The 20,706-nt window shown below is 54.8% G+C and carries 15 protein-coding genes; 10 read left to right on the plus strand and 5 right to left on the minus strand.

The window, feature by feature from the left end; all coding sequences use genetic code 11:
* The first annotated feature begins 131 nt into the window (after positions 1–131).
* From DQG13_RS08385 to DQG13_RS08400, 4 genes are all read left to right on the plus strand, one after another.
* Complete coding sequence (locus DQG13_RS08385) at positions 132–3,368, plus strand: FG-GAP repeat domain-containing protein (protein ID WP_113019298.1); 3,237 nt, start codon at positions 132–134, stop codon at positions 3,366–3,368.
* A 547-nt stretch (positions 3,369–3,915) separates the two neighbouring features.
* Positions 3,916–4,167 carry an acyl carrier protein gene (locus tag DQG13_RS08390; protein WP_113019299.1) on the plus strand — a complete coding sequence of 84 codons (252 nt, stop codon included), beginning with the start codon at positions 3,916–3,918 and terminating at the stop codon, positions 4,165–4,167.
* Positions 4,168–4,173: 6 nt separating this feature from the next.
* Positions 4,174–5,370, plus strand: coding sequence for a hypothetical protein (locus tag DQG13_RS08395; protein ID WP_113019300.1), 1,197 nt, complete (start codon positions 4,174–4,176; stop codon positions 5,368–5,370).
* Positions 5,342–6,313, plus strand: a complete 972-nt coding sequence (locus DQG13_RS08400; RefSeq protein WP_258525542.1) for an SGNH/GDSL hydrolase family protein — start codon at positions 5,342–5,344, stop codon at positions 6,311–6,313. Before DQG13_RS08395 ends, DQG13_RS08400 begins: the two co-directional genes overlap by 29 nt.
* 179 nt (positions 6,314–6,492) lie before the next feature.
* On the opposite strand, the gene DQG13_RS08405 is transcribed toward DQG13_RS08400, so the two are convergent.
* On the minus strand, positions 6,493–7,122 hold the full coding sequence (locus tag DQG13_RS08405) for a YfbR-like 5'-deoxynucleotidase (RefSeq protein WP_113019301.1): 630 nt from the start codon (positions 7,120–7,122) through the stop codon (positions 6,493–6,495).
* A gap of 187 nt (positions 7,123–7,309) precedes the next feature.
* Complete coding sequence (locus tag DQG13_RS08410; protein ID WP_181592648.1) at positions 7,310–7,654, minus strand: helix-turn-helix domain-containing protein; 345 nt, start codon at positions 7,652–7,654, stop codon at positions 7,310–7,312.
* A 223-nt stretch (positions 7,655–7,877) separates the two neighbouring features.
* Between DQG13_RS08410 and DQG13_RS08415 the strand changes: the two genes are divergently transcribed.
* Together DQG13_RS08415 and DQG13_RS08420 are read left to right on the plus strand one after the other, a co-directional pair.
* Positions 7,878–8,219, plus strand: coding sequence for a hypothetical protein (locus DQG13_RS08415; RefSeq protein WP_258525543.1), 342 nt, complete (start codon positions 7,878–7,880; stop codon positions 8,217–8,219).
* 226 nt (positions 8,220–8,445) lie between these two features.
* Positions 8,446–9,024 (plus strand): stalk domain-containing protein, encoded by a 579-nt coding sequence (locus DQG13_RS08420; protein WP_181592649.1) that lies wholly within the window; start codon positions 8,446–8,448, stop codon positions 9,022–9,024.
* 130 nt (positions 9,025–9,154) lie between these two features.
* On the opposite strand, the gene DQG13_RS08425 is transcribed toward DQG13_RS08420, so the two are convergent.
* Positions 9,155–11,608 carry a S9 family peptidase gene (locus DQG13_RS08425; RefSeq protein WP_258525545.1) on the minus strand — a complete coding sequence of 818 codons (2,454 nt, stop codon included), beginning with the start codon at positions 11,606–11,608 and terminating at the stop codon, positions 9,155–9,157.
* A 230-nt stretch (positions 11,609–11,838) separates the two neighbouring features.
* On the opposite strand from DQG13_RS08425, the gene DQG13_RS08430 reads away from it, so the two are divergent.
* The 3 genes from DQG13_RS08430 (at position 11,839) to DQG13_RS08440 (ending at position 15,902) form a co-directional block, all read left to right on the plus strand.
* A complete protein-coding gene (locus tag DQG13_RS08430; protein ID WP_113019304.1) occupies positions 11,839–12,996 on the plus strand; it encodes an MBOAT family O-acyltransferase in 1,158 nt (385 codons plus the stop codon).
* 106 nt (positions 12,997–13,102) lie between these two features.
* On the plus strand, positions 13,103–14,071 hold the full coding sequence (locus DQG13_RS08435) for a sugar phosphate isomerase/epimerase family protein (RefSeq protein ID WP_113019305.1): 969 nt from the start codon (positions 13,103–13,105) through the stop codon (positions 14,069–14,071).
* A 217-nt stretch (positions 14,072–14,288) separates the two neighbouring features.
* Positions 14,289–15,902, plus strand: a complete 1,614-nt coding sequence (locus tag DQG13_RS08440; protein ID WP_113019306.1) for a nitrite/sulfite reductase — start codon at positions 14,289–14,291, stop codon at positions 15,900–15,902.
* Between the two features lie 359 nt (positions 15,903–16,261).
* Here DQG13_RS08440 and DQG13_RS08445 read toward each other — a convergent pair whose 3' ends face one another.
* Complete coding sequence (locus tag DQG13_RS08445) at positions 16,262–17,035, minus strand: helix-turn-helix domain-containing protein (protein ID WP_258525546.1); 774 nt, start codon at positions 17,033–17,035, stop codon at positions 16,262–16,264.
* Positions 17,036–17,234: 199 nt separating this feature from the next.
* Here DQG13_RS08445 and DQG13_RS08450 point away from each other — a divergent pair, with 199 nt between their 5' ends.
* Positions 17,235–17,684 (plus strand): SRPBCC family protein, encoded by a 450-nt coding sequence (locus tag DQG13_RS08450; RefSeq protein ID WP_113019308.1) that lies wholly within the window; start codon positions 17,235–17,237, stop codon positions 17,682–17,684.
* A 112-nt stretch (positions 17,685–17,796) separates the two neighbouring features.
* On the opposite strand, the gene uvrA is transcribed toward DQG13_RS08450, so the two are convergent.
* On the minus strand, positions 17,797–20,688 hold the full coding sequence (gene uvrA / locus DQG13_RS08455; RefSeq protein ID WP_113019309.1) for an excinuclease ABC subunit UvrA: 2,892 nt from the start codon (positions 20,686–20,688) through the stop codon (positions 17,797–17,799).
* Between the last annotated feature and the right edge of the window lie 18 nt (positions 20,689–20,706).

The following is a 20,706-nucleotide window of genomic DNA, read 5'->3' on the forward strand; positions in this document are numbered from 1 at the left end:
TGTGGGAGAAGGAGACGGGAGAATCCGACGAAGGTTAACATCATTCGCAAAAAATGCTATACTACTTTTATTGCCCGGTTCATCCGGAGCAGACGTAATTTTAACTAATAAGCCATAGTTAGGAGTGTCCCTTGAAAGCGACGAGAGCAGCCAAATTTTCCATCGCCATGCTGCTGGCGCTTCTTGTTGTGTCCGTATGCGCCCTGTTTTTTATACAGCGGGAGGAGCGGGTAAGCCTCCTGTTTGCCGTAAGCGCGGATGGTTACGACCAGGCCGCTTACGATCATTTCAGCCAGACCCTGGCGGCCAATGCCAACGTGCGGAAGCTCCCTCTCGCGGACTTGAGCCAACGGCAGTTGAACCGGTATGATGCCATTTATCTGGACTATAATCTGAAGGCAACGCCTGCGCTGTCCGGGGCTTTGGACAAGCTGTCCCGGTATGTGGAGCAAGGCGGCCATCTGTTCCTTGAAAATGACTTTGCCGCCGACTTTCCACCCGATTTCCTGGGAGGATCGGAGCTGGTCCCAATGGGCTCGCCCAAGGAGTTATCCTTTGAATACCCGGATGTGGACCTTCATTTGCAAAACATGCAGCAGGTCTTCCGGTTGTTTGTGGAGAGCTTCGCCAGCCAGAACCAACTGACGGACAGCCAGACGGCCAACGGACAATCGAATGCGCTGCCCGGCTACGACTGGGGCTACGGAATGACTCCAACTACAGCGGAAACCCTGGTGCGCATGAACGGCGCCAGTGTGATGACCGCCAACCGTTACGGCAAGGGCAGCGTGTTATGGTCCAGTGCGCTTTTGCCTACCCACTATTATATTACAGGCTTCGATCTGGCCAGCGGCATGGACCCGGCAAAGGGCTTTGCCGAGAAACAAAAGCAAGCCTCCAGCACGTACCAGCTTGCTCAAGGGGGTACATATTTCCGCTTTAAAAATGAAGCTCCCCTCGAGCCCTACTTCCAGTTTGCTTTCGCCACCGCCAACTACCAGCTGCGCAACGCCTATCTGGACTACGTGTCCAAGGAAAAGCTGGGGTACAGCGTGACCAAGGTCCACGGTCCTTACGGGCGTCCGGCCATGGCGTACCAGAACCACTTTGAGGTGGCCAGCGCTTTTTTCCATGACGAAGGAATCCAGTGGACCGAGCTGCTGCGCAAGTACAACCAGATTCCATCCTTCTCCATCGTCCGCTCCTCCTACGAGTGGAACGAATGGTTTGAGGATTTGACCGTACATCTGAATACGGGCAGCTCCCGGGAGCCGGCGTTTATCGGGCAACTGGACAATTCCTTCTATGGAAGCGGTGTGCGCTTGGCCAGTGAAGGCCGGACCCTGACACTGGAGAAATATCCGGTCCCCACCCAATTGGGCGACAAGCTGGATAACCCGTACCGGGTTTATCCGGCCTTGGCCGACCTGGACGGAGACGGACGTATGGATCTGGTGGCCGGCAGCGCCGACGGACAGCTGTATCTCTTCCGCAATCTGGGCAGCCAACCGCCGGATTATGCAGGCGAACGGCTTCCGGAAGGGCTGACCGCCCCAGATTCCTTTGGCAAAAAGGAGCTGCTCCTGACCTCCTCCGGCAAAGAGCTGCAGTTGCCCGCCGGCTATTCGGCTCCCGCTATGGCGGACCTGAACGGAGACGGCATGATGGACCTGGCGGCGGGAGACAAGGAAGGCCGGGTATGGGTGGCCTATGGCAAGCAGGGCCTGCGCTTCACCGAGCCTGTTCCCTTGCGCGCAGGCGGCATGGAGCTGCGGGTGGACAGCTACGCAGCCCCCGCCTTCGGGGATTATGACGGAGACGGCACTCCGGATTTGGTGGTCGGTGACGGCGTGGGCCGGATATACGGCTACCGCGGGGTGCCGGGCAAGCCGGGCCAATGGGAAAAAGGGCTGCTGCTGCTCACCCATTCCTCCCGTTATGCCGCACCCGCCGTCCGGGATATGAACGGAGACGGGCTGCCGGATATCGTCACCGGCAGCCAGGACGGAGACATCACAGTCTACATCCGATCCCCCGGCGGCAGCTATGCCAAGCAAGGCACAGTGAACGGCGCCACCTCCAACCAGGTGAACACCAAGGCGCTGGTAGGCGGACATAATTCAGTGCCGCTGTGGGCGGATTTGAATCACGACGGCAAGGATGATCTGGTGGTGGGCCAATTGGAATTCGGCCTGCCGGTGCCGCTGGATGACCCGGATTTCCCTTACCCCAATGAGGTTAAGAAATTTGTGGATTACGCCAAGGCCAACAAGCTGGAGCTGTATCCCCATCTTTTCTTCCACAGCTATCTGTCGGACGCCCAGGAGAAACGGGAAATTGAGCTTCACCGCCAAATGTTCGAGAAACTGGGCATCCCCTGGACGGCCATGGGCACCAACCAGCATACCTGGCGGATCAACAATGCCGACCGGCTGCAAACCCTGCGCAACGAGAATGAAGCGGGCCTGTGGTTCAACTTCGGCTTCCGGCCTCCCAATAATCCCATGGACCCGCAGTACGGCCAGGATTATGTGTGGAGCATGCCGTTTCTGCTGGAGGACAGCACGCTGAAGCAGCCCATGGTGCTGAGCTCGCCCAACATGATTTTCCGGGCCAAGGGTTCCGATTATGCCACGGAGGACATTTACCACGCTTACGCAGCATTGGATATGCCGATTATTTATTTTGATCATATTGAGTACAAGCTTCCCGGGCAGATTAATCTGCTGCTGCCTTATGTGACCTTTTTGGACCAGCTGCGCAATTCGGAGAACTATAACTTTATGACGGAGCCCCAACTGGCCCGCTCTGCATTGACCACCCTGAAAACCAAGGTTCATGTCAAACAGAGCTATGCCGCCTGGCTGATGGATAAGGTGAAGAATAAGCTGGGCCGCGGCGTCCATCTGACGCTTACGCTGTCTGCCGATACCTCGGAGGTGCCGGATGAGCTGGCGGGAGTGTACAAGAGCACGCCGGGGGTGGCCATTGACCCGGGCAAACCCTACCAGGGGTCGCCTCTTGGGGTAGATGCCCGGATCTATACCCGGCAAAATGGGGTTCTGTATACGGGCCTTGGGGAGCCGGTGAAGCTCACGGTGGACTGGAGCCCGGCAGGTCTTCATCTGGAGCGCAGCAATGTCCCCTTCCGGTGGACGGAGGTGAAGGAGGGTGAGGTCCGCCTGGAGCTTCTGGACGGCGGAATGCAGCAGGTGAAGCTGTACAGCCCGACGCCGCTTCTGATCGCCGGCGATAATCTGAAGATTGAAGAGAGCGAGGCGGGGCAGCCGGGCCAAGTCGGGCACACCTATACGGTGACCCATTATGGGGAAGCAACCGCTGTGACGTTGAAATGGGCAAGGGATTAGTTAGCGGAGCCGCAGCTGACGCCCGCTGCAACCATGGCGGGAGCAGACTCCCGGAAGCTTCCGGGAGCTGGGGCTTGCGGAGTTGAAGCTTCCGAAGTTGGGTATTCCGGGAGTTGAAGCTTCCGAAGTTGGGTATTCCGGGAGTTGAAGCTTCCGGGTGTTCTAACGGCGGTAGAAGCCGCTATCTGGGACAAAAGCGGGGCTTAGAAATTCTAACGGCGGTGAGAGCCGCTATTCGGAGCAAACGTGGCCGCTTGGGGGCCAAACAGGCCAAATAAGGGCTGTGGCTGCCGTTAGGATGTGAGATGGCCGGATTTCCGCCAAATAGCGGCTTATACATCCGTTAGAAATTTTCCAGGGCAGCGAACCGCCCCGTGGTGCCTACGATGCAGGCTTTCCTTGCGGAAAGCCCAGCTTATGCTTACGATGCGAGTTTTTGCTGACGCAAAACTTAGCTTATGCTTACGATGCGAGTTTTGCTGACGCAAAACTTAGCTTATGCTTACGAAGTAGGCTATCCTCCGGATAGCCCTTAGGAGGAATTACCATGACCGCGATTGCCAAAGAGTTGGAGGAGCATATCCGCGCCCGCTACGAAATTGATCCGGACGACGAGGACTTTTCCCAGGATGTGCATTTGTTCGATTACGGCTTTATCGATTCCATCGGCGCCACCGCCCTGATTGCCCACATCGAAAAAACCTACAATCTGCAGGTGACCAACCAGGATTTGATGCTCTACCCCCTGAACACCATCAATGAAATCGCGGCCTTCATCAGCCGCAAGATTGCGAGGTAATGGATCATGGAATGCACGGTTTCCCTGGAGGGTTTGTCCGCCTCCCAATACGGCCAGCTGAAGTATGCCTGCGCGTTTGTGGACGAGACAATTACCGGGATTGACATTGACGGGGACACGCTCCGCATCACCCACAGCTCGCCCTTGGGCAACGCGGTTATCGAGGAACGGGCCAAACGGTTGGCGGAGCGCTTTTCCAAGGGGGATTTCGGCTTTAAGGAGAACATTCTGTTCGAGCACCGGGTGAACGTTCCCAGTCGCGGAGACATTATTGCCGAGCTCGTCGAGAAAAAAATCATCAAGGTGCTGGAGCCCGGCATGTTTATCTTCCGGGAGCCCTTTTCCAGCCTGATGCGGTTTATGGACGACTCCTTCGTGGCCAAGATCGCCCGCCGCTTCGAGGGTCTGAAGGAAGAGCACTATCCCGCCGTCATCCACGCGGATACCCTGAACAAAACCAACCATTTTACCTCCTTCCCCGAGCACATTCACTTCCTGACCCACCTGCGGGAGGATCTGGACGTGATCGAGGGCTTCTCCCAAACCATCCGCGAAATCGGTGGCTGGAAACAAGACGCGCCGCTGGACCTGAATGCCAGCATGCCCAAGCCCAAGTTCACCATGAACCCCTCCACCTGCTACCACTGCTACGAGGGCTTGCAGGACGAGGTGCTGGAAGGGGACGGCATTACCGTTACCGCCATCTCCAAGTGCCACCGGTTCGAATCCCGGAACCATACGGATTTTGGCCGTTTGCTGGACTTCAGCATGCGGGAGATCATCTTCGTGGGCAAACCCGACTATGTAAAGGAAAACCGTCTGAAGGCCATCGAGTACCTGAAGGAACTGGCGGTTGAGTGGAACGTGGACAGCTGGATGGAAATCGCCAACGACCCCTTTTTCACCAATGACTTCCAGGTAAAAGCCTCCTTCCAGCGCAATCAGGAGATGAAGTACGAGCTGCGCCTGTCTGTCCCTTATCTGGACAAGTCCATCGCCGCCAGCTCCGTCAACTTCCACAGCAACACCTTCGGCAATGCCTTCAACATCAAATTCGGCAAACGCAGCGCCGTAACCGGCTGTGTCGGCTTTGGCATCGAACGCTGGGTCTTTGCCTTCCTGGCCCAATACGGCCTGGACGAGACCCGCTGGCCCGCCGCTTTCCGGGAGCAATATGCGGACTGGCAGAAAAAGCAGTTTTAATCCGGGCAAGCCCTTCACAAAAGCCGCCGCGCGAACCCGCCGGTACGGCTTCCTGATTGCTCTGGCGGTGTTGTTTATCCTGACGGACCTGGCGCTGGCCTGGTGGAATCCCATGGAATCCTCCCGGCGCTTCTACAAGAATGATTTTACCAAAACCCTGTACCATCACGGCTGGGTCCGCTCCGGCCCGGTGTTCTTCGGAAACTCCGCAGTAACCGGCGCCTATATGGAGGACAAGTCCACCCGCCCGCTTACGGAAATGGGCCTCTCCTACGGCAGAATTACCGATCTGAAGGCCATTCTGGAGAAAAATCTGTACCAGGTCAAGGACGAGCTGGTGGTGGGCATCGACGTTCATACCATGATCGACGAGATGGAGACGGACCCGACCTACCAGTGGTTCAAAAAGCCCTATCAACCCTACGTTTATGCGTACCGGGACTACTTCCGGGATTCCGGAACAGAGGCCGTGAAGAGCCTCTATGCAGGGGCGGTGGAGCTGGATGCGGGGAAGCTGCTGGCCTACCAGCCCCGGTGGATTGACAAGGAGCTGTATTTTGGTCAAAAGGAAAAAGCCTGGATGGCGGAGCGCTGGGACTACTATGATGAGCTGTGGGGCGATCTGACTCTGCCGGATTTCCGGGAGAACCTGGACGCTCTGGCCTGGGTGGCGGATTACGCTGCCGAGCATGGATTGGCCCTCCGGGTTATCTGGATGCCCTGGCACAAGGATTTTCCCAAGCCGCCATATGTGGAACCGCTGAAAGCGGAAGCCAACCGGATTCTTGCAGAGCATGGAACACCGGTGCTGGACGTTATGGACCGCTACAGCGCCGCCTACTTCCACGATCTGGTCCATCTGAACCGGGAGGAAGGGGCTCCCCTGTTTACGAAGGAGGTGGATGAATGGCTCCGGTCATTCGCAAAACCGTCGAACTCCTAGCCTATCTCATCATGCTGATTCTGGTGCTGGTCTATTTTACCGGCAACGGTCTGTTCATCTATGAGGGCTTCTAAAAAAACAAAAAAACCCTTCATCCGCAAGCGGCAATGGGGTTCTTGGGAAGGCAAGTCAATTGACCGTCAATTGGCTTGTCTTTTTCTGGGCTGCGCCTCTGCGCCTCACTGGCTGAGCGCTTCCTCGGTAATCCGCCTGATGTCGATAGGGGACAGAGATTCCTCATTGACCATATCGGGCAGAATGTGGCTCAGGAAATATTCCACGCACGCCAGGGGAATATTCTTGATCTTCACCAGCGCCTCGCGGTACATCTTCACAAATTCCTTCTCCGTATTGCCCCGCTGCATCTCCGCAAAAGCCTCATACACCTGATCCAGCTTGTCCGCCACCTCCAGGATTAGCCCTTCCACCGACTGGTCCTTGCCTTCCCGCAGCTGATTGAAGAAAATCGGGCGGAATTCCTCCGGGATATGCTCATTAATGAAATGATGCACCATTCCCTCCTCCACCTGCTGAATCAGGGAACGCAACTCCATGGAGGAATGCTTCACCGGCGTTTTGATATCCCCGATAAAAATCTCCCCGTAATCATGGCTGCTGGTGATTTCATAGAGCTTCTTCCAATTGACCGGGGTGCCGTGCATCTCCTCAATATCCGCCAAAGTTTTGGCGTATTGGACTACCTTCCAGGAGTGAGCCGCCACCGTATGCTCCTCAAACTTGAACTTGCCGGGGCAGCGGTAAATCCGTTCCATTTCGTTCAGCGACCGGAAATACGTGTGAATCCCCATTGTTGCCACTCTCCTTTGCCTGCTTGTTGTGTGCCGGGAGGAAGTCTGCCATGGCAGCATCCTTTCCCACCGATGTAAAAGCAGTATACCAGCCCCGTGTTAGCGGCGGATTAAAGGAGCGTCTGCGTTCTGTAAAGGGCCGGCGGCAATCATGATAGATGCGAATGAAAAGAAAAACAAGATGACATTAATCCATCATCTCATTATCTAATACCGCGTCAATCACCCGCAGAATTTTCTTCTGTTCCTGAATACTCCTGCCGCGGAGCCTATCTACAATTTCCCCTAACGTGGTTCCTTCATTCTCGCTGCCTTCTGGTTCCACATAACGAAAGAATTTCGTAAGTGAAATACCCAAGGCTCCAGTCACTTTGGCGAGTACATCAATTGAACATACCTTTTCAGCACGTTCCAGTTTTCCCACATAGCTTTCATGAACATCTGCCGCATGAGCCAGTTCTTCTTGGCTCATGTCTTTCTCTTTTCGGAAATGTCGGATGCCTTCACCGACCTTTTTCATCATCTCACTCATGATAATCACCCCAAGCCCACCATAGAGCAGGGTAATCATTGCCCCAAGGGACGATAGGGTATTTTATTTGAAAATATACCCCAAAGGGATTTTGTATGATAAAATACTACTGAACAAAGTTGCTGTTCATCAATTGGGGTGCATAGGTCTTGAATTTAGAAGAAAGTGATACTTCTTTTGGGGGGAGGCCAAAATTATTGTCTAACAGCCTGGAGGAAAAAGGATGGATATACAACTTTACATAAATTTTAAAGGAGCGATACATTTGGACAATAACGTGCAGTCTCAATTCATTTGCACTGGTACTCCGCCTCAAGAACCCTACTATAACAAAGAAATGTCCCCTGTCATTTCGGTCAAAGAATGGATGCTGACCTTGCTACTGATGTTAATTCCACTTGTCAATTTTGTGATGTGGTTTGTATTCGCGTTTGGCGAAGGCAATCGTACGAAAAAAAATTTATTTAAAGCGATGTTGCTACTATATGGAATTATTTTAGGCTTTTTTTTGCTCATTGGTGTATTGGCGTTTTTGCTCTCATTCTCCAATGAGTTGCTAAGCTGAGAACGACACGGTGTTGGTGGCGATGAACTGATGTATGCGGGGCTGGTCAAGCCGAAGTGGTTCCATAGCGATTTTGCAAGAGCGGCTACCTTGTTGGAAGAGCGCTCTTCTGCTGTTGTATGTCGCTGGGGTCCCGGCATTCGCTGAGATTTATGGGACAAGGGATTCCCCGTCTTATAACGGGCTTTGCGCCAAAATAATCCAGAACATTAAAGGAGGACGCGAAATGAAACGAAAAATCCTTTTAGCAACAATACTAGGATCGTTTTTTTTCTCGGGAATAGCTTTTTCAGAAGTCATGCATGGAAGTTTCAAAGGGTTTCCTATAGTTAAATTATTTATCGATGGAAAAGAAATTAATAATGAAGTTCCTGCAATAGTAGTTGATGGGAATACATTGGTTCCGCTCCGAGTCATTTCAGAAGCGTTAGGCAGAGAAATCTCATGGGATGGTGACTCACAGTCTGTTTTTGTTGGAAAAAAGCCTTCTAATAGCAATGCTCAATCAACAAATCAAAACTTTGAATTTTCAGGACTGAATGATTACTACGATGATGGCCTCTTAGGTATCTATCACGTCACTGGACAAGTCAAGAATATTTCCGGAGAAAGGACATCTCGATTTATCGAAATTACTGTAACTTTACTTGACAAGAATAAAAAGGTCTTGAGAACACAGTCTGGGTATTTAAGCTCTTTTGGGGGGCTGGATAATAATGAGACAGGGTCGTTTGATATTCAATTTATAAATCCTCCGAAAAATATTGCTGAATATGAGGTGAAAGTTAAATCCTCTGGATTTTGATATGGATTGATGGCCTACTACGTCTGGGCCGGCTACAAGTAGCAAAACAGCAGAACTCTTGGACATGATCCAAAGTTCTGCTGTTTTGTGTAAAAGGGTTTTGCATGTATGCATGATTACTGCTATTCGATTACGGATTCAGATGGCGGTCCAGGAACTTCTCCAGCGCCCGATAGAAATCCAATTGGTTCTCCGTATTGTAGAAGCCATGCCCTTCATCCTGCTTCAGCATATACGGCACATCTACTCCCCGCTCCTTGAGGGCCTGGACGATCTGGTCGGATTCCGCCTGGTTCACCCGGGGATCATTGGCTCCCTGGGCCACAAACAGCGGCGCTTTGATCTGGTCCACATGGAACAGCGGCGAAATCGCCTCCAGCAGCTCCTTATCCTTCACCGGATCGCCTACCCGCTGGTTGAACAGCTCCCGCTCCGACTCCCAATACGGCGGCAGAGAGCCCAGCAGCGTAAACAGGTTGGACGGGCCCACGTAGCTGACACCGGCGGCATACACCTCCGGCGTAAAGGTCAGGCCTGCCAAAGCGGCATACCCGCCGTAGGATGCGCCGTAGATGGCCACCCGGTCCGCATCGGCAATGCCTTGCTCCACCAGCCATTCCACACCGTCGGTAAGGTCATTCTGCATGGCCTTGCCCCATTCCTTGTTGCCGGCATCCAGGAAAGCCTTGCCGTAGCCGGTGGAGCCGCGGAAATTCACCTGCAGCACTGCATAGCCGCGGCTGGCCAGGAATTGCACCTCCGGATTGTAGCCCCAGGCATCACGGGCCCATGGGCCGCCATGGGGATTGACCACCAAGGGCAGATCCTTGGCCTCCTTGCCCTTCGGCAGAGTCAGGTATCCGTTCAGCGTCAGCCCGTCACGGGATTTGAAGGTGACCGGCTTCATATCCGCCAGCTTGCTCTCGTCGAGCCAGTAGGACAGCTCGGCGATTTTTTCCAGACTGCCGGTTTCCGCATTATAGGTGTAGTCCACACCCTTGTTCTTGTCGTTGTAAGCCTGGAAGCGGAAATTGCCCTTCTCGTCGGGAACGCCGATGGCGATTTCCATACCCGGCAGCTCCTTGCGGATGGAGTCGTAGACCTTTTCCAAATCGGCATCAAAGAAGGTATAGTGTACTTTGTCCGTGATATAAACGGCAGCTACGATGGTTTTAGTGGCGCGAGACGGGACAATGCCCGACACATCCACATCCGGATGGGCAAATACGGTTTTCACCACTTTATTGGCCCCCGGATCAAATTCCACCACTGCCGCCTTATCCGCCTCCAGGTTGGACAGAGCGTACAGATGCTTATTGTCGTAAGTGAACATCAGCGGGCTGAAGGTTTCGCCCAGGCCGGTATCCAGGAGGGGCTTGAAGGCATCCTCCTCTTTTTCTCGATAAAGCAAGGAAGAAACATTTCCGTCGCTGGAAATAGCGATCCGCAGCTTGCCGTTGTTATCTGTCATCCAGCCGGTAATGTTGCCGGGGTTTTCCGCCGCCAGCACCGCCTCGCCGGTATTCATATTCACCCGGTACACGTCGAAAATCCGCGGGTCCCGCTTGTTCATGCCAATGAGCACATGATCCGGAAGATCCGGCAGAATGTCGATCAATTGGGAGGTCGTGTTCTCATACGGAGTCAGGTCCCGCTGCCCTTTGCCGTCGATGCCTACCACCAGCAGATGGTAGTTCTCGTCTCCGCCGCTGTCCTTGGCATAAATCAGCCGGTCATTGGACACCCAAGCAAATCCGGCGATGCTCCGTTCTGTTTCATGGGTAAGCTGAACCGCTTTCTCCTGGCCAACCTCCATCACAAACAGATTCAGCCTGTTATTCACTGGCTGTATGAAGGCCATGTGCTTGCCGTCCGGGGAAAGCTGGAACCCCTGCTGGTCCGACTCCCGGAAGAATTCCTCCAGAGGGATAGCGCCGGGATCAGCCACATCCAGCCCCAGAGTCAGATACAGGGCGCGGCCAAATTCACCCTTGGTGACCGCTGCTTGAGGAGCGAAATTCTGCCCGTCCCAGATAAAATGCTGCTTCAGCTTCAGCGCATCCGCGGCATGTACGGTGGCAATGGTTTGCCCATCGGCATATCCGGTTTGGATGCCGTTGTCATTCAGCAGGAATGCCCGGCTGAGAAGGGAGGCCAGCTGCTCCCGGGTCAGCGCGGAGTCCGGCTGATAGCCGCTGTCGCCGCCTTGCACGATGCCCTGCTCACGAAGGGCGTAGATGGCAGGCGCCGCCGCATTCTCCGCCGATACATCGGGGAAGCCAACAAGGGCTGCGGGCGCCTGGAACTGAAGCGCCTGCTGCAGAAGCACAGCCGCCTGGGCCCGGGTAATGGGGTCGGACGCATTTTGCAAATCCTCGGTGAATTCTATGTACCCCCGGGTAATCAGCGAACGCAGATATTCGCCGCCGTCATTGACAAGCGCAGTTGCCGTTCCGGCCGACTGCCCGGTTGCCGCGGCAGCGGAAGCCGCCTGGGCCGCCGGCAAATAGGAAGTTGCGATAAGTGCCAAAAGCAGAATGCCAACGCTGATCTTGCGCATGGATTGAAGTGTTTGCTTGAACAACTGATCTCCTCCTTCATAGATATATTGTCCTGACCGCTGTCCTCCCGCTCATACGGACAAGCTGCGGACGCCTTCTTCATTATACGACTATCCATCCAGATCGTTCCAATTTTCCGAAAAATACTCCCTTCCTGTTTGCGTGAGCAGTCATGCGTCTCATTGTTAACAGCGCTGGCGAAAAATGCTATACTACTCTTATTGCTTTCGTTAGGAATGAGGAGATTGGACACATGTGGTACTTGAATATGACGGCTGTGCTGGCCATTGCCGGCATGTCCGTAATTATGGGGCTGACCCGCAGGCTGCCCGGCCAGAAGCGGTGGCTGCTTCTGGCCTTCAACCTGGCCTTCATCGGCTTGTACAGCCAGCGGCTGCTTGTTTTTTATGCGGCGTATACGTTGATCAATTATGCATTGTTTGTGTTCCTGGCCCGGATAGAGCGCCGGAAGCTGTTCTGGTTCATTCTGTTTTTGGCCTTGAATGTGGGAGGCGTCGTCCTGCTCCGCCTGGCGGATATGGAGGTTTTCCACCATCCGGTATTGGGCGCTTTGGTCACCATCGGCATTATCTATAACGTGCTTAAAGCCATTGACGCTCTCTACTTTGCCTATTTTATCGGACGGGACGCCGTCTGCAAGCCGGTGGATTACGCCAACTACCTGCTGTTTGTGCCTACCTTCACCTCCGGCCCGATTCTGAAGTTCCGTGATTTCATCGCGGATACCAAGGTTCCTTATCAGGTGGATGCGGCGATGGCGGAGGCTTGCGTCAAGCGGATCATTCTCGGCATGTTCAAAAAAATCGTGCTGGTCACCTGGATGACCACCGCCTTTGACCATGTGGCGGCAGGGACGCTGAACACCTTCACCTCGCTGTTTCTCATGGTATGGTTCTATATCCTGATCTTCTTCGATTTCTCCGGATATTCGGACATTGCCGTGGGCTTCGGACGGCTGTTCGGCTATCAGGTGCCCGAGAACTTCAAACGGCCCTTCATGTCGCCTACCCTGACCCAATATTGGCGCAACTGGCATGCCACTCTGGGGGACTGGTTCCGTGACCACATCTACATGTTTTTCTCCCGGAAATCCCCCTCCAAGTGGACCGGCGCCGGGTTATCCGTCCTGATTATGGTGCTTATCGGCCTGTGGCATGGCTTCACATGGCTCTATGTGGCCTGGGGGGTCTACCATGGCATCATCATCGCTGCAGAATCCTTGCTGAAAAAATCCTTGGTCAACCGCAAAAAGGTGTCCAAGCTGTACTTTTACTGGCGCTGCTTTCTGACCCAATCCATCGTGACCCTGGCAGTCATCGTATATTGTCCCAACCATGAAATTGTCATCCGCATTTATAAAGGCTTGCTTCATTTCCCCTCCTTCTTCTGAAGGTACAAAATCGGATACAAACTCCGCAACTTCGGACATAGTAAGAGCAGGGCTTTTTTTCTACAATGAAAGCAGTATGCAATCCATAACGGAGGTGCTTTTTTTAATGAAATTGGGTGTGTTCACTGTACTGTTCCAACAAAAGCCGTTTGAGGAAATGCTGGATCATGTGGCATCCAAAGGCCTGCAAGCCGTAGAAATCGGCACCGGCGGATATCCCGGCACCGCTCACTGCAATCCGGATGAGCTGCTGGGCGATGCAGCCAAACTGAAAGCATTTAAGCAGGCGGTGGAGTCCCGCGGCCTGATCATCAGCGCCTTATCCTGCCACGGCAATCCCCTGCATCCGCAGAAGGACGTCGCCAAGGACTATCATGATACCTTCATCAAAACCGTCAAGCTGGCCCAAAAGCTGGAGGTTCCGGTGGTCAACACCTTCTCCGGCTGTCCCGGCGACCACGAAGGCGCCAAGTATCCCAACTGGCCGGTAGCTCCCTGGCCCAACGACTACCAAGAGATTCTCAAGTGGCAATGGGAAGAAAAAATCATTCCGTACTGGACGGAAATGGGCAAATTCGCAGCCGATCATCAAGTCAAGATTGGGCTGGAGCTGCACGGCGGCTTCTCCGTCCATACACCGGCAACCCTCCTGCGTCTGCGCGATGCAGCCGGGGAAGCCATCGGCGCCAATCTGGACCCGAGCCATATGTGGTGGCAGGGCATTGATCCGGTGCAAGCGGTGCAAGTCCTGGGCCGCGCCGGCGCCATCCACCATTTCCATGCCAAGGATACCTCCATTGATCCCATCAATGTGAACAAGTATGGCCTTACGGACATGCAGACCTATGACCACATGCTGGACCGGGCCTGGCAGTTCCGCAGCGTAGGCTTTGGCCATGACCTGAAGACCTGGGCCGATATCATGAGCGCCCTGCGTCTGGTGGGTTATGATTACGTGGTCAGCATTGAGCATGAAGACGGGCTGATGTCCATTGACGAGGGCTTTGCCAAGGCTGTCGCCAACCTGCAGCAGGTTCTGATCAAGGAGCCTCTGGGCGAGGCCTGGTGGATTTAGGAAAGGATGCTGGCTGCGTTGCACCTTCAACCGCAGGGCTTTAAAGCTCTGCGGTTTTTTCGTGTCCGGTTATATAACGGAAATGTCTGTTTTTTATAACAAAGCCTTATGGCACCTGGCATTTACGCTAGGCTTGGGATGTGGTACGATAGCTGTACAAAAACATACTAGATTAATCGGATTTATTTTTTGGAATCCGAAGGAGGATACGGGCGCTATGGCTTATCAACCTATTTGGGCGGAAGACACCTCAAAGTTAAACAAGGTCGAGCTGATCAAGCTTGAAAAAGACGGTCTGGATGTCATTCGTACCATTATTGAGGAATATGCAGCCGGAGGCTATGCCTCCATTACCGAGGATGATTTGAACCGGTTCAAATGGGCCGGAGTGTATGAGCAGAAGCCCCGGGACGGCCACTTCATGATGCGGGTGCGGATTAATACCGGCATCTTGAGCGCTGACCAGGCCCGGGTGCTGGCCGGCATCTCCCGGGATTACGGACGCAACCTGCTGGATATTACCACCCGCCAGGCGATACAGTTCCATTGGCTTAAGGTAGAGCATCTGCCGGATATTTTTAAGCGCCTGGAATCCGTCGGGCTCTATTCCTACGAGGCCTGCGGCGACTGCCCCCGCACCATTGTCGGCAATCCCCTGGCCGGGATTGACCCCAATGAGCTGCTGGATACGGAGGATTTGGTGAATCAGGTGAATGACTTCTTCATCCTGAACCGGGATTTCTCCAATCTTCCCCGCAAATTCAAAATGTCCATTTCCAGCAATATCTACAATACCGCCCATGCGGAAATCAATGACCTGGCCTTCACTCCCGCTGTGAAGGTGATCGACGGCCAGGAAGTGACCGGCTTCCATGTATGGGTGGGAGGCGGCTTGTCTGCCAAGCCTCATTTGGCCAAACGGCTGGATGTGTTCGTACGTCCCGAGGATGTGCTGAAGGTGGCTGTGGGCACTGTAACTATTTTCCGGGATTACGGCTACCGGGAAAAGCGCCATCATGCCCGGCTGAAGTTCCTGATGGCGGACTGGGGACCGGAGAAGTTCCTGGAGAAGCTGACAGAGATCATCGGGGAGCTGCCCTCATCCGGAGAAGATAAGACCGTCGGCTGGAATGCCGCCTACTTTGACGGCGTCCATCCCCAGAAGCAGCCCGGCCTGAACTACGTGGGCCTGAATGTGCCTGTGGGACGACTGACCGGAGATGAGCTTGAAGAGCTGGCCCGGCTGTCCGATGAATACGGCCAAGGCTCCCTGCGCACCACCATGTCCCAGAATATTATCTTCTCGGATATTCCCGACAGCAAGGTGGAGGCGCTTTTGGCAGAGCCGCTGCTGAAGCGGTTGACGCCCAATCCCAACACCTTCATGAGCCGCACCGTTTCCTGCACAGGCAATGAGTTCTGCAATCTGGCGATTGTGGAAACCAAGGTTCGGGCAGTGCGTGTAGCCGAGTATCTGGATGAGCATGTGGACTTAAACGAGGATATCCGCATTCACTTCGTAGGCTGCCCCAATGCCTGCGGACAAAAGCAAATCGCCGACATCGGCCTCCAGGGCTCTCTGGTGAAAACCCCGGAGGGCACGGTAGACGCCTTCGATATTGCCATCGGCGGCACCCTGGGCCCCGGCGCCCAATTCAACCAGCCGCTGAAGGGTCGGGTGAAGGGCGATGAGGTAGGCCCGGTGCTGGCCCGGCTGATCCTGTATTACAAGGAAAACCGCAACGAAGGGGAGTCCTTCAACCGGTTTGTGGCCCGGGTGGGCGTACCGGCCTTCCAGGATGTGCTGAACGGCATTCTGGCGGCTTCCTAATATGCGCAACTAAAGTGAAAGAACCTGGACGGGGCGGCAGCCCCCAGGTTCTTTTTGTTTGGACTCATGCTGCCTCCCGGCAGATGGCCGCTGGTCGCGCCTGCCTGACCAAGCTTCCGCCATAATGGAACTCAGCGACGCTTATATGCCGAAAATCCGCCATTGTGCGTTCTTGCGGAACTCAGAAGCTCTTATTAGGCATTTCCGGTCACTTTTGGGCCGATTGGCGGTATCTTTGTGGTTTTACAGCTTCTCATTTCCGTTATGGTCGTATTCATCTGGATTTTCCCCTGTAAGCGTCGGATAGTTCCGTTGCCAAAAACGGACCGGCAGAGCAGAGCAAGGATACTCGGCATGATTTACCCGGATGCTGGTCTCGGACCCTGAATATACTCCTCGGGAGTTTGCCCGGTCACATTCTTGAAATCCTTAATAAAATGGGCCTGGTCGTGGTAGCCTAAATCCATGGCCAGCTTTACCAGTTCGCCATGCCTGCCGCTGTCCAGCCGCTCTGCCGCATCCTGTATCCGGTACAGCCGGATCACCCATTTGGGGCTGACCCCTACATATTGGTCAAACAAACGCTGAACAGTCCGCTTATGCAATCCCATGCGGACACAAAGCATGTCCACCTTCGTTAGCTCCCGGTCCTTGGCAATGTCCTCCACGGCTTCCCGGATAAGCTGCGCCTGAGGGTCAGGTTCGGGTAAACGGCGCATAAGCACCCTCTCCATCTCCTCTGCCATGGCCTGTTCATCCTTAAGGCCGAGCACCGGCTCCTCCAGTTCTTCACCAGTAAGCCCCAGCACTCTCATTACCGGAACAGGCTTGCCCCGCCACCTGGATAAAGGCTCCCCCAAAAAAGGATAGAACCCTCCAGGGTGAAACTTTACGCCGAAGACACAGCCGCTTCCTTGCAGCAGATAAGAGAAGGTCGCCGTTCCCGGAGCAAAACAGGCCGTTTTTCCCGGCTCCACCACTAAATTGACGCATGGATTCGGCACCACCACCTGATTGTAGCGTTCACCCTCGGCCAATTCCCATCTGACCCCCCAGTAGTGCTTAATGAAAGGCGCCAGCTCCGGCGAAGGAGGGATGCGGGTCAGACGGAACCGCTGTGTCCCGTCATTCATATGAAGCACACCTAAGGCCGGTGAGGGTATGTTATGGTTCACAAGGCATCACTCTCCCTGAATAAAAGATGCTTGCCCAAAAGAAGCCTCTCGCAAGAAGCTTCTTGCAAGCTTGATTTCGGCTGTCGCGTTTTTACAAGACTTGTCCGCCCCCGCATCATATAGTAAAAGCAGAATTGCCAAAAAAGGAGGAAGCTTTATGGGACATCAATATGACTTTTATGTAGCGGCTACCCCGGAGCAGCTGTGGCAAATCCTCACCGGGCCAGAGGGGGTCCGGCAAATATTTTTCGGCTGCGAATTGCGTTCCACCTTTCAGCCCGGGGAGGCTTTTGCCTACGTTGGTCCCGGCAATGACGGTCCGGAAACGGTTCATGTGTATGGAACCTGGCTGGAATGGGAGCCCCATCGCAAATTCAGCTATGTGGAGCATCCCGGCCCTTCTTATGCGCCGAATCACGCCGAACTGGAATCCCGGGTAACCTTTACCTTTGAGCCTGTAGGCAGCTGCACCAAAATGAGACTGGTCAATGACCAGTTCACACCCGGCCATCCCGCTATAGAACGGTCCGGAGAAAGCTGGTGGATGATCCTGAGCAACATCAAAACCCTGGCGGAAACCGGGAAAACCTTGGATTTTGGCTGGTAGGAACTATAACTCTTCTAACACAAAAACGCCGCATGCCGTACAAGCCTCCTGTACGATATGCGGCGTTTTGATTGCCGGCCAGACTGTTTTCGTTGGCAGGCTGCCTACATTTTTAGAGGCTGGCCGCCTTTTCCTCCACTTCCTGCGGCTCCTCCTCCAATGCCTTCCGGGTCCGGGCCAAATCCCGTTCCAGAATCGGCTTCAGATATTTGCCGGTATAGGACCCGGCCACAGCAGCAATCTCCTCCGGCGTGCCGGTGGCAACGATTGTGCCGCCGCGACTGCCCCCTTCGGGGCCCAGGTCGATAAGGTAGTCCGCTGTTTTGATGACATCCAGGTTATGCTCGATGACCAGCACCGAGTCGCCATTGTCTACCAGCCGGTGCAGCACCGTCAAGAGACGGTCGATGTCATCGGTGTGCAGTCCAGTTGTCGGCTCATCCAGAATATAGATAGCCTTGCCGGTGCTGCGCCGGTACAGCTCCGCCGCCAGCTTCACCCGCTGGGCCTCGCCGCCTGATAAGGTGGTGGCAGGCTGCCCCAGCTTCATATAGCCCAGGCCCACATCCACCAGCGTCTGGATTTTCCGGTGAATCCGCGGAATGTTCTTGAAGAACTCCGCCGCGGCTTCAATGGTCATTTCCAGCAGCTCGGCAATGCTCTTGCCCTTGTATTTGATCTCCAGCGTCTCCCGGTTGTAGCGTTGGCCCTTGCAAACCTCGCAAGGAACATACACGTCCGGCAGGAAGTGCATCTCAATGCGGATGATGCCGTCGCCGCGGCAGGCTTCACAGCGCCCGCCCTTGACGTTGAAGCTGAAGCGGCCCTTCTTGTAGCCGCGGATCTTGGCCTCCGAGGTGGCCGAATAGACATCCCGAATATCGTCAAACACGCCAGTGTAAGTGGCCGGATTGGAGCGGGGCGTCCGCCCGATGGGCGACTGGTCGATGTCAATGACCTTTTCCACATGCTCCAGTCCGCTGATGGACTTATATTCGCCGGGACGGGTTTTGGCCCCGTTCAAGTCCCGGGCCAGGGTCTTGTACAGAATTTCGTTCACCAAGGTGGACTTGCCGCTGCCCGACACCCCGGTCACACAGCTGAACACACCCAGCGGAATCTTCACATTGACATTCCTCAGGTTGTTCTCCTTGGCGCCCTTGATCTCCAGCCACTTGCCATTGGTCTTCCGGCGTTCAAGAGGCACCTTGATGAATTTGCGTCCGCTCAGGTATTGTCCGGTCAGGGACGCCTCATTTTCCATCACCTGCTGGGGCGTACCCTCGGCAATCACTTGGCCGCCGTGAATGCCCGCTCCCGGACCGATATCGATAATATAATCGCAGGCCAGCATGGTATCCTCGTCATGCTCCACCACAATCAGGGTGTTCCCCAAATCCCGCATATGGTGCAGGGTTTGAATCAGCCTGTCATTGTCCCGCTGGTGCAGCCCGATGCTGGGTTCGTCCAGAATGTACAGAACCCCCATCAGGCTGGAGCCGATCTGGGTGGCCAGCCTGATCCGTTGGGCTTCGCCGCCGGAGAGAGAGCCCGCGGCACGGCTCAAGGTCAGATAATCCAGCCCCACATTGACCAAAAAGCCCAGCCGTGCCTTGACTTCCTTAAGGATCAAATGGGCGATGGTCTCCTCCTTGTGGGTCAGGGGAAGCTTTTCGAAGAATTCCTGGGCTTCGCCGATGGACAGGGAGGTGACATAGGAAATGTTCTCCCCCCCCACCGTAACCGCCAGAATTTCCGGCTTCAGACGGTGCCCCTTGCACTTGGAGCAGGGTTTGGAGGCCATAAACTGCTCAATAAACTCCCGGATGCCCTCGGAAGCCGTATCCCGGTACCGGCGCTCCAGGTTGGGAACGATCCCCTCAAAGGGAACCATGGCATCCTTGCGCTGGCCAAAATCATTCTCGTACTGGAAGCGAATCCGCTCCCCGCCGGTTCCGTACATGATAATCTTCATTTGTTCAGGTGTAAGATCCTTCACCGGCACATCCATGGGAATGCCATAATGACGGCAGGCCGATGCCAGGAATTGGGGATAGTAGGTGGAGGTGCTGCCGGCCCAAGCGGCAAACGCCCCGTCCTCAATGGTCTTGTCCGTATCGGACACCAGCAGATCCGGGTCCACAATCATCTTCATGCCCAAGCCGTCGCATTCCGGGCAGGCGCCGAAGGGGCTGTTGAAGGAGAACATCCGGGGGGACAGCTCCTCCATGCTGAAGCCGCATTCGGGGCAGGCCAGGTTCTGGCTGAACAGAAGCTCCTCATGCTCCATCACATCCACCAGCACCCGGCCTTCGCCCAGCTTGAGGGCTGTTTCGAGAGAATCGGCCAGACGGGTCTGAACATCATCCTTGACGATGATGCGGTCGACCACAACCTCGATGCTGTGCTTCTTGTTCTTCTCCAGCTCAATCTTCTCGGAGAGCTCCCGCAGCTCGCCGTTGACACGGACGCGGACAAAACCCTGCTTCCCGATGTCCGCCAACAGCTTGGCATGCTCTCCCTTGCGTCCCGATACTACCGGGGCCAGAATTTGCAGACGGGTGCGCTCCGGGTATTCCATCAGCCGGTCCACCATCTGCTCCACGGTCTGGGAGGTAATCTCGATGCCGTGCTCCGGGCAATGGGGACGGCCGATCCGCGCAAACAAGAGCCGCAGATAGTCATAGATCTCCGTTACGGTACCCACCGTGGACCGGGGATTCCGGCTGGTGGTTTTCTGGTCGATGGAGATAGCCGGAGAGAGGCCCTCGATGGAGTCCACATCCGGCTTGTCCATCTGGCCGAGAAACTGCCGGGCATAGGCAGACAGCGACTCCACATAGCGCCGCTGTCCTTCCGCGTAGATTGTATCAAAAGCAAGGGATGACTTGCCCGAGCCGCTTAAGCCTGTCAGCACCACAAACCGGTCCCGCGGGATGGTGACATCGATATTTTTCAAATTATGGGCGCGGGCGCCCTTCACAACTATGGATTCGCTTGCCACTTTCAGGCCTCCACCTTT

Source organism: Paenibacillus sp. YN15 (assembly GCF_003285005.1).
Lineage (GTDB): Bacteria > Bacillota > Bacilli > Paenibacillales > NBRC-103111 > Paenibacillus_AR.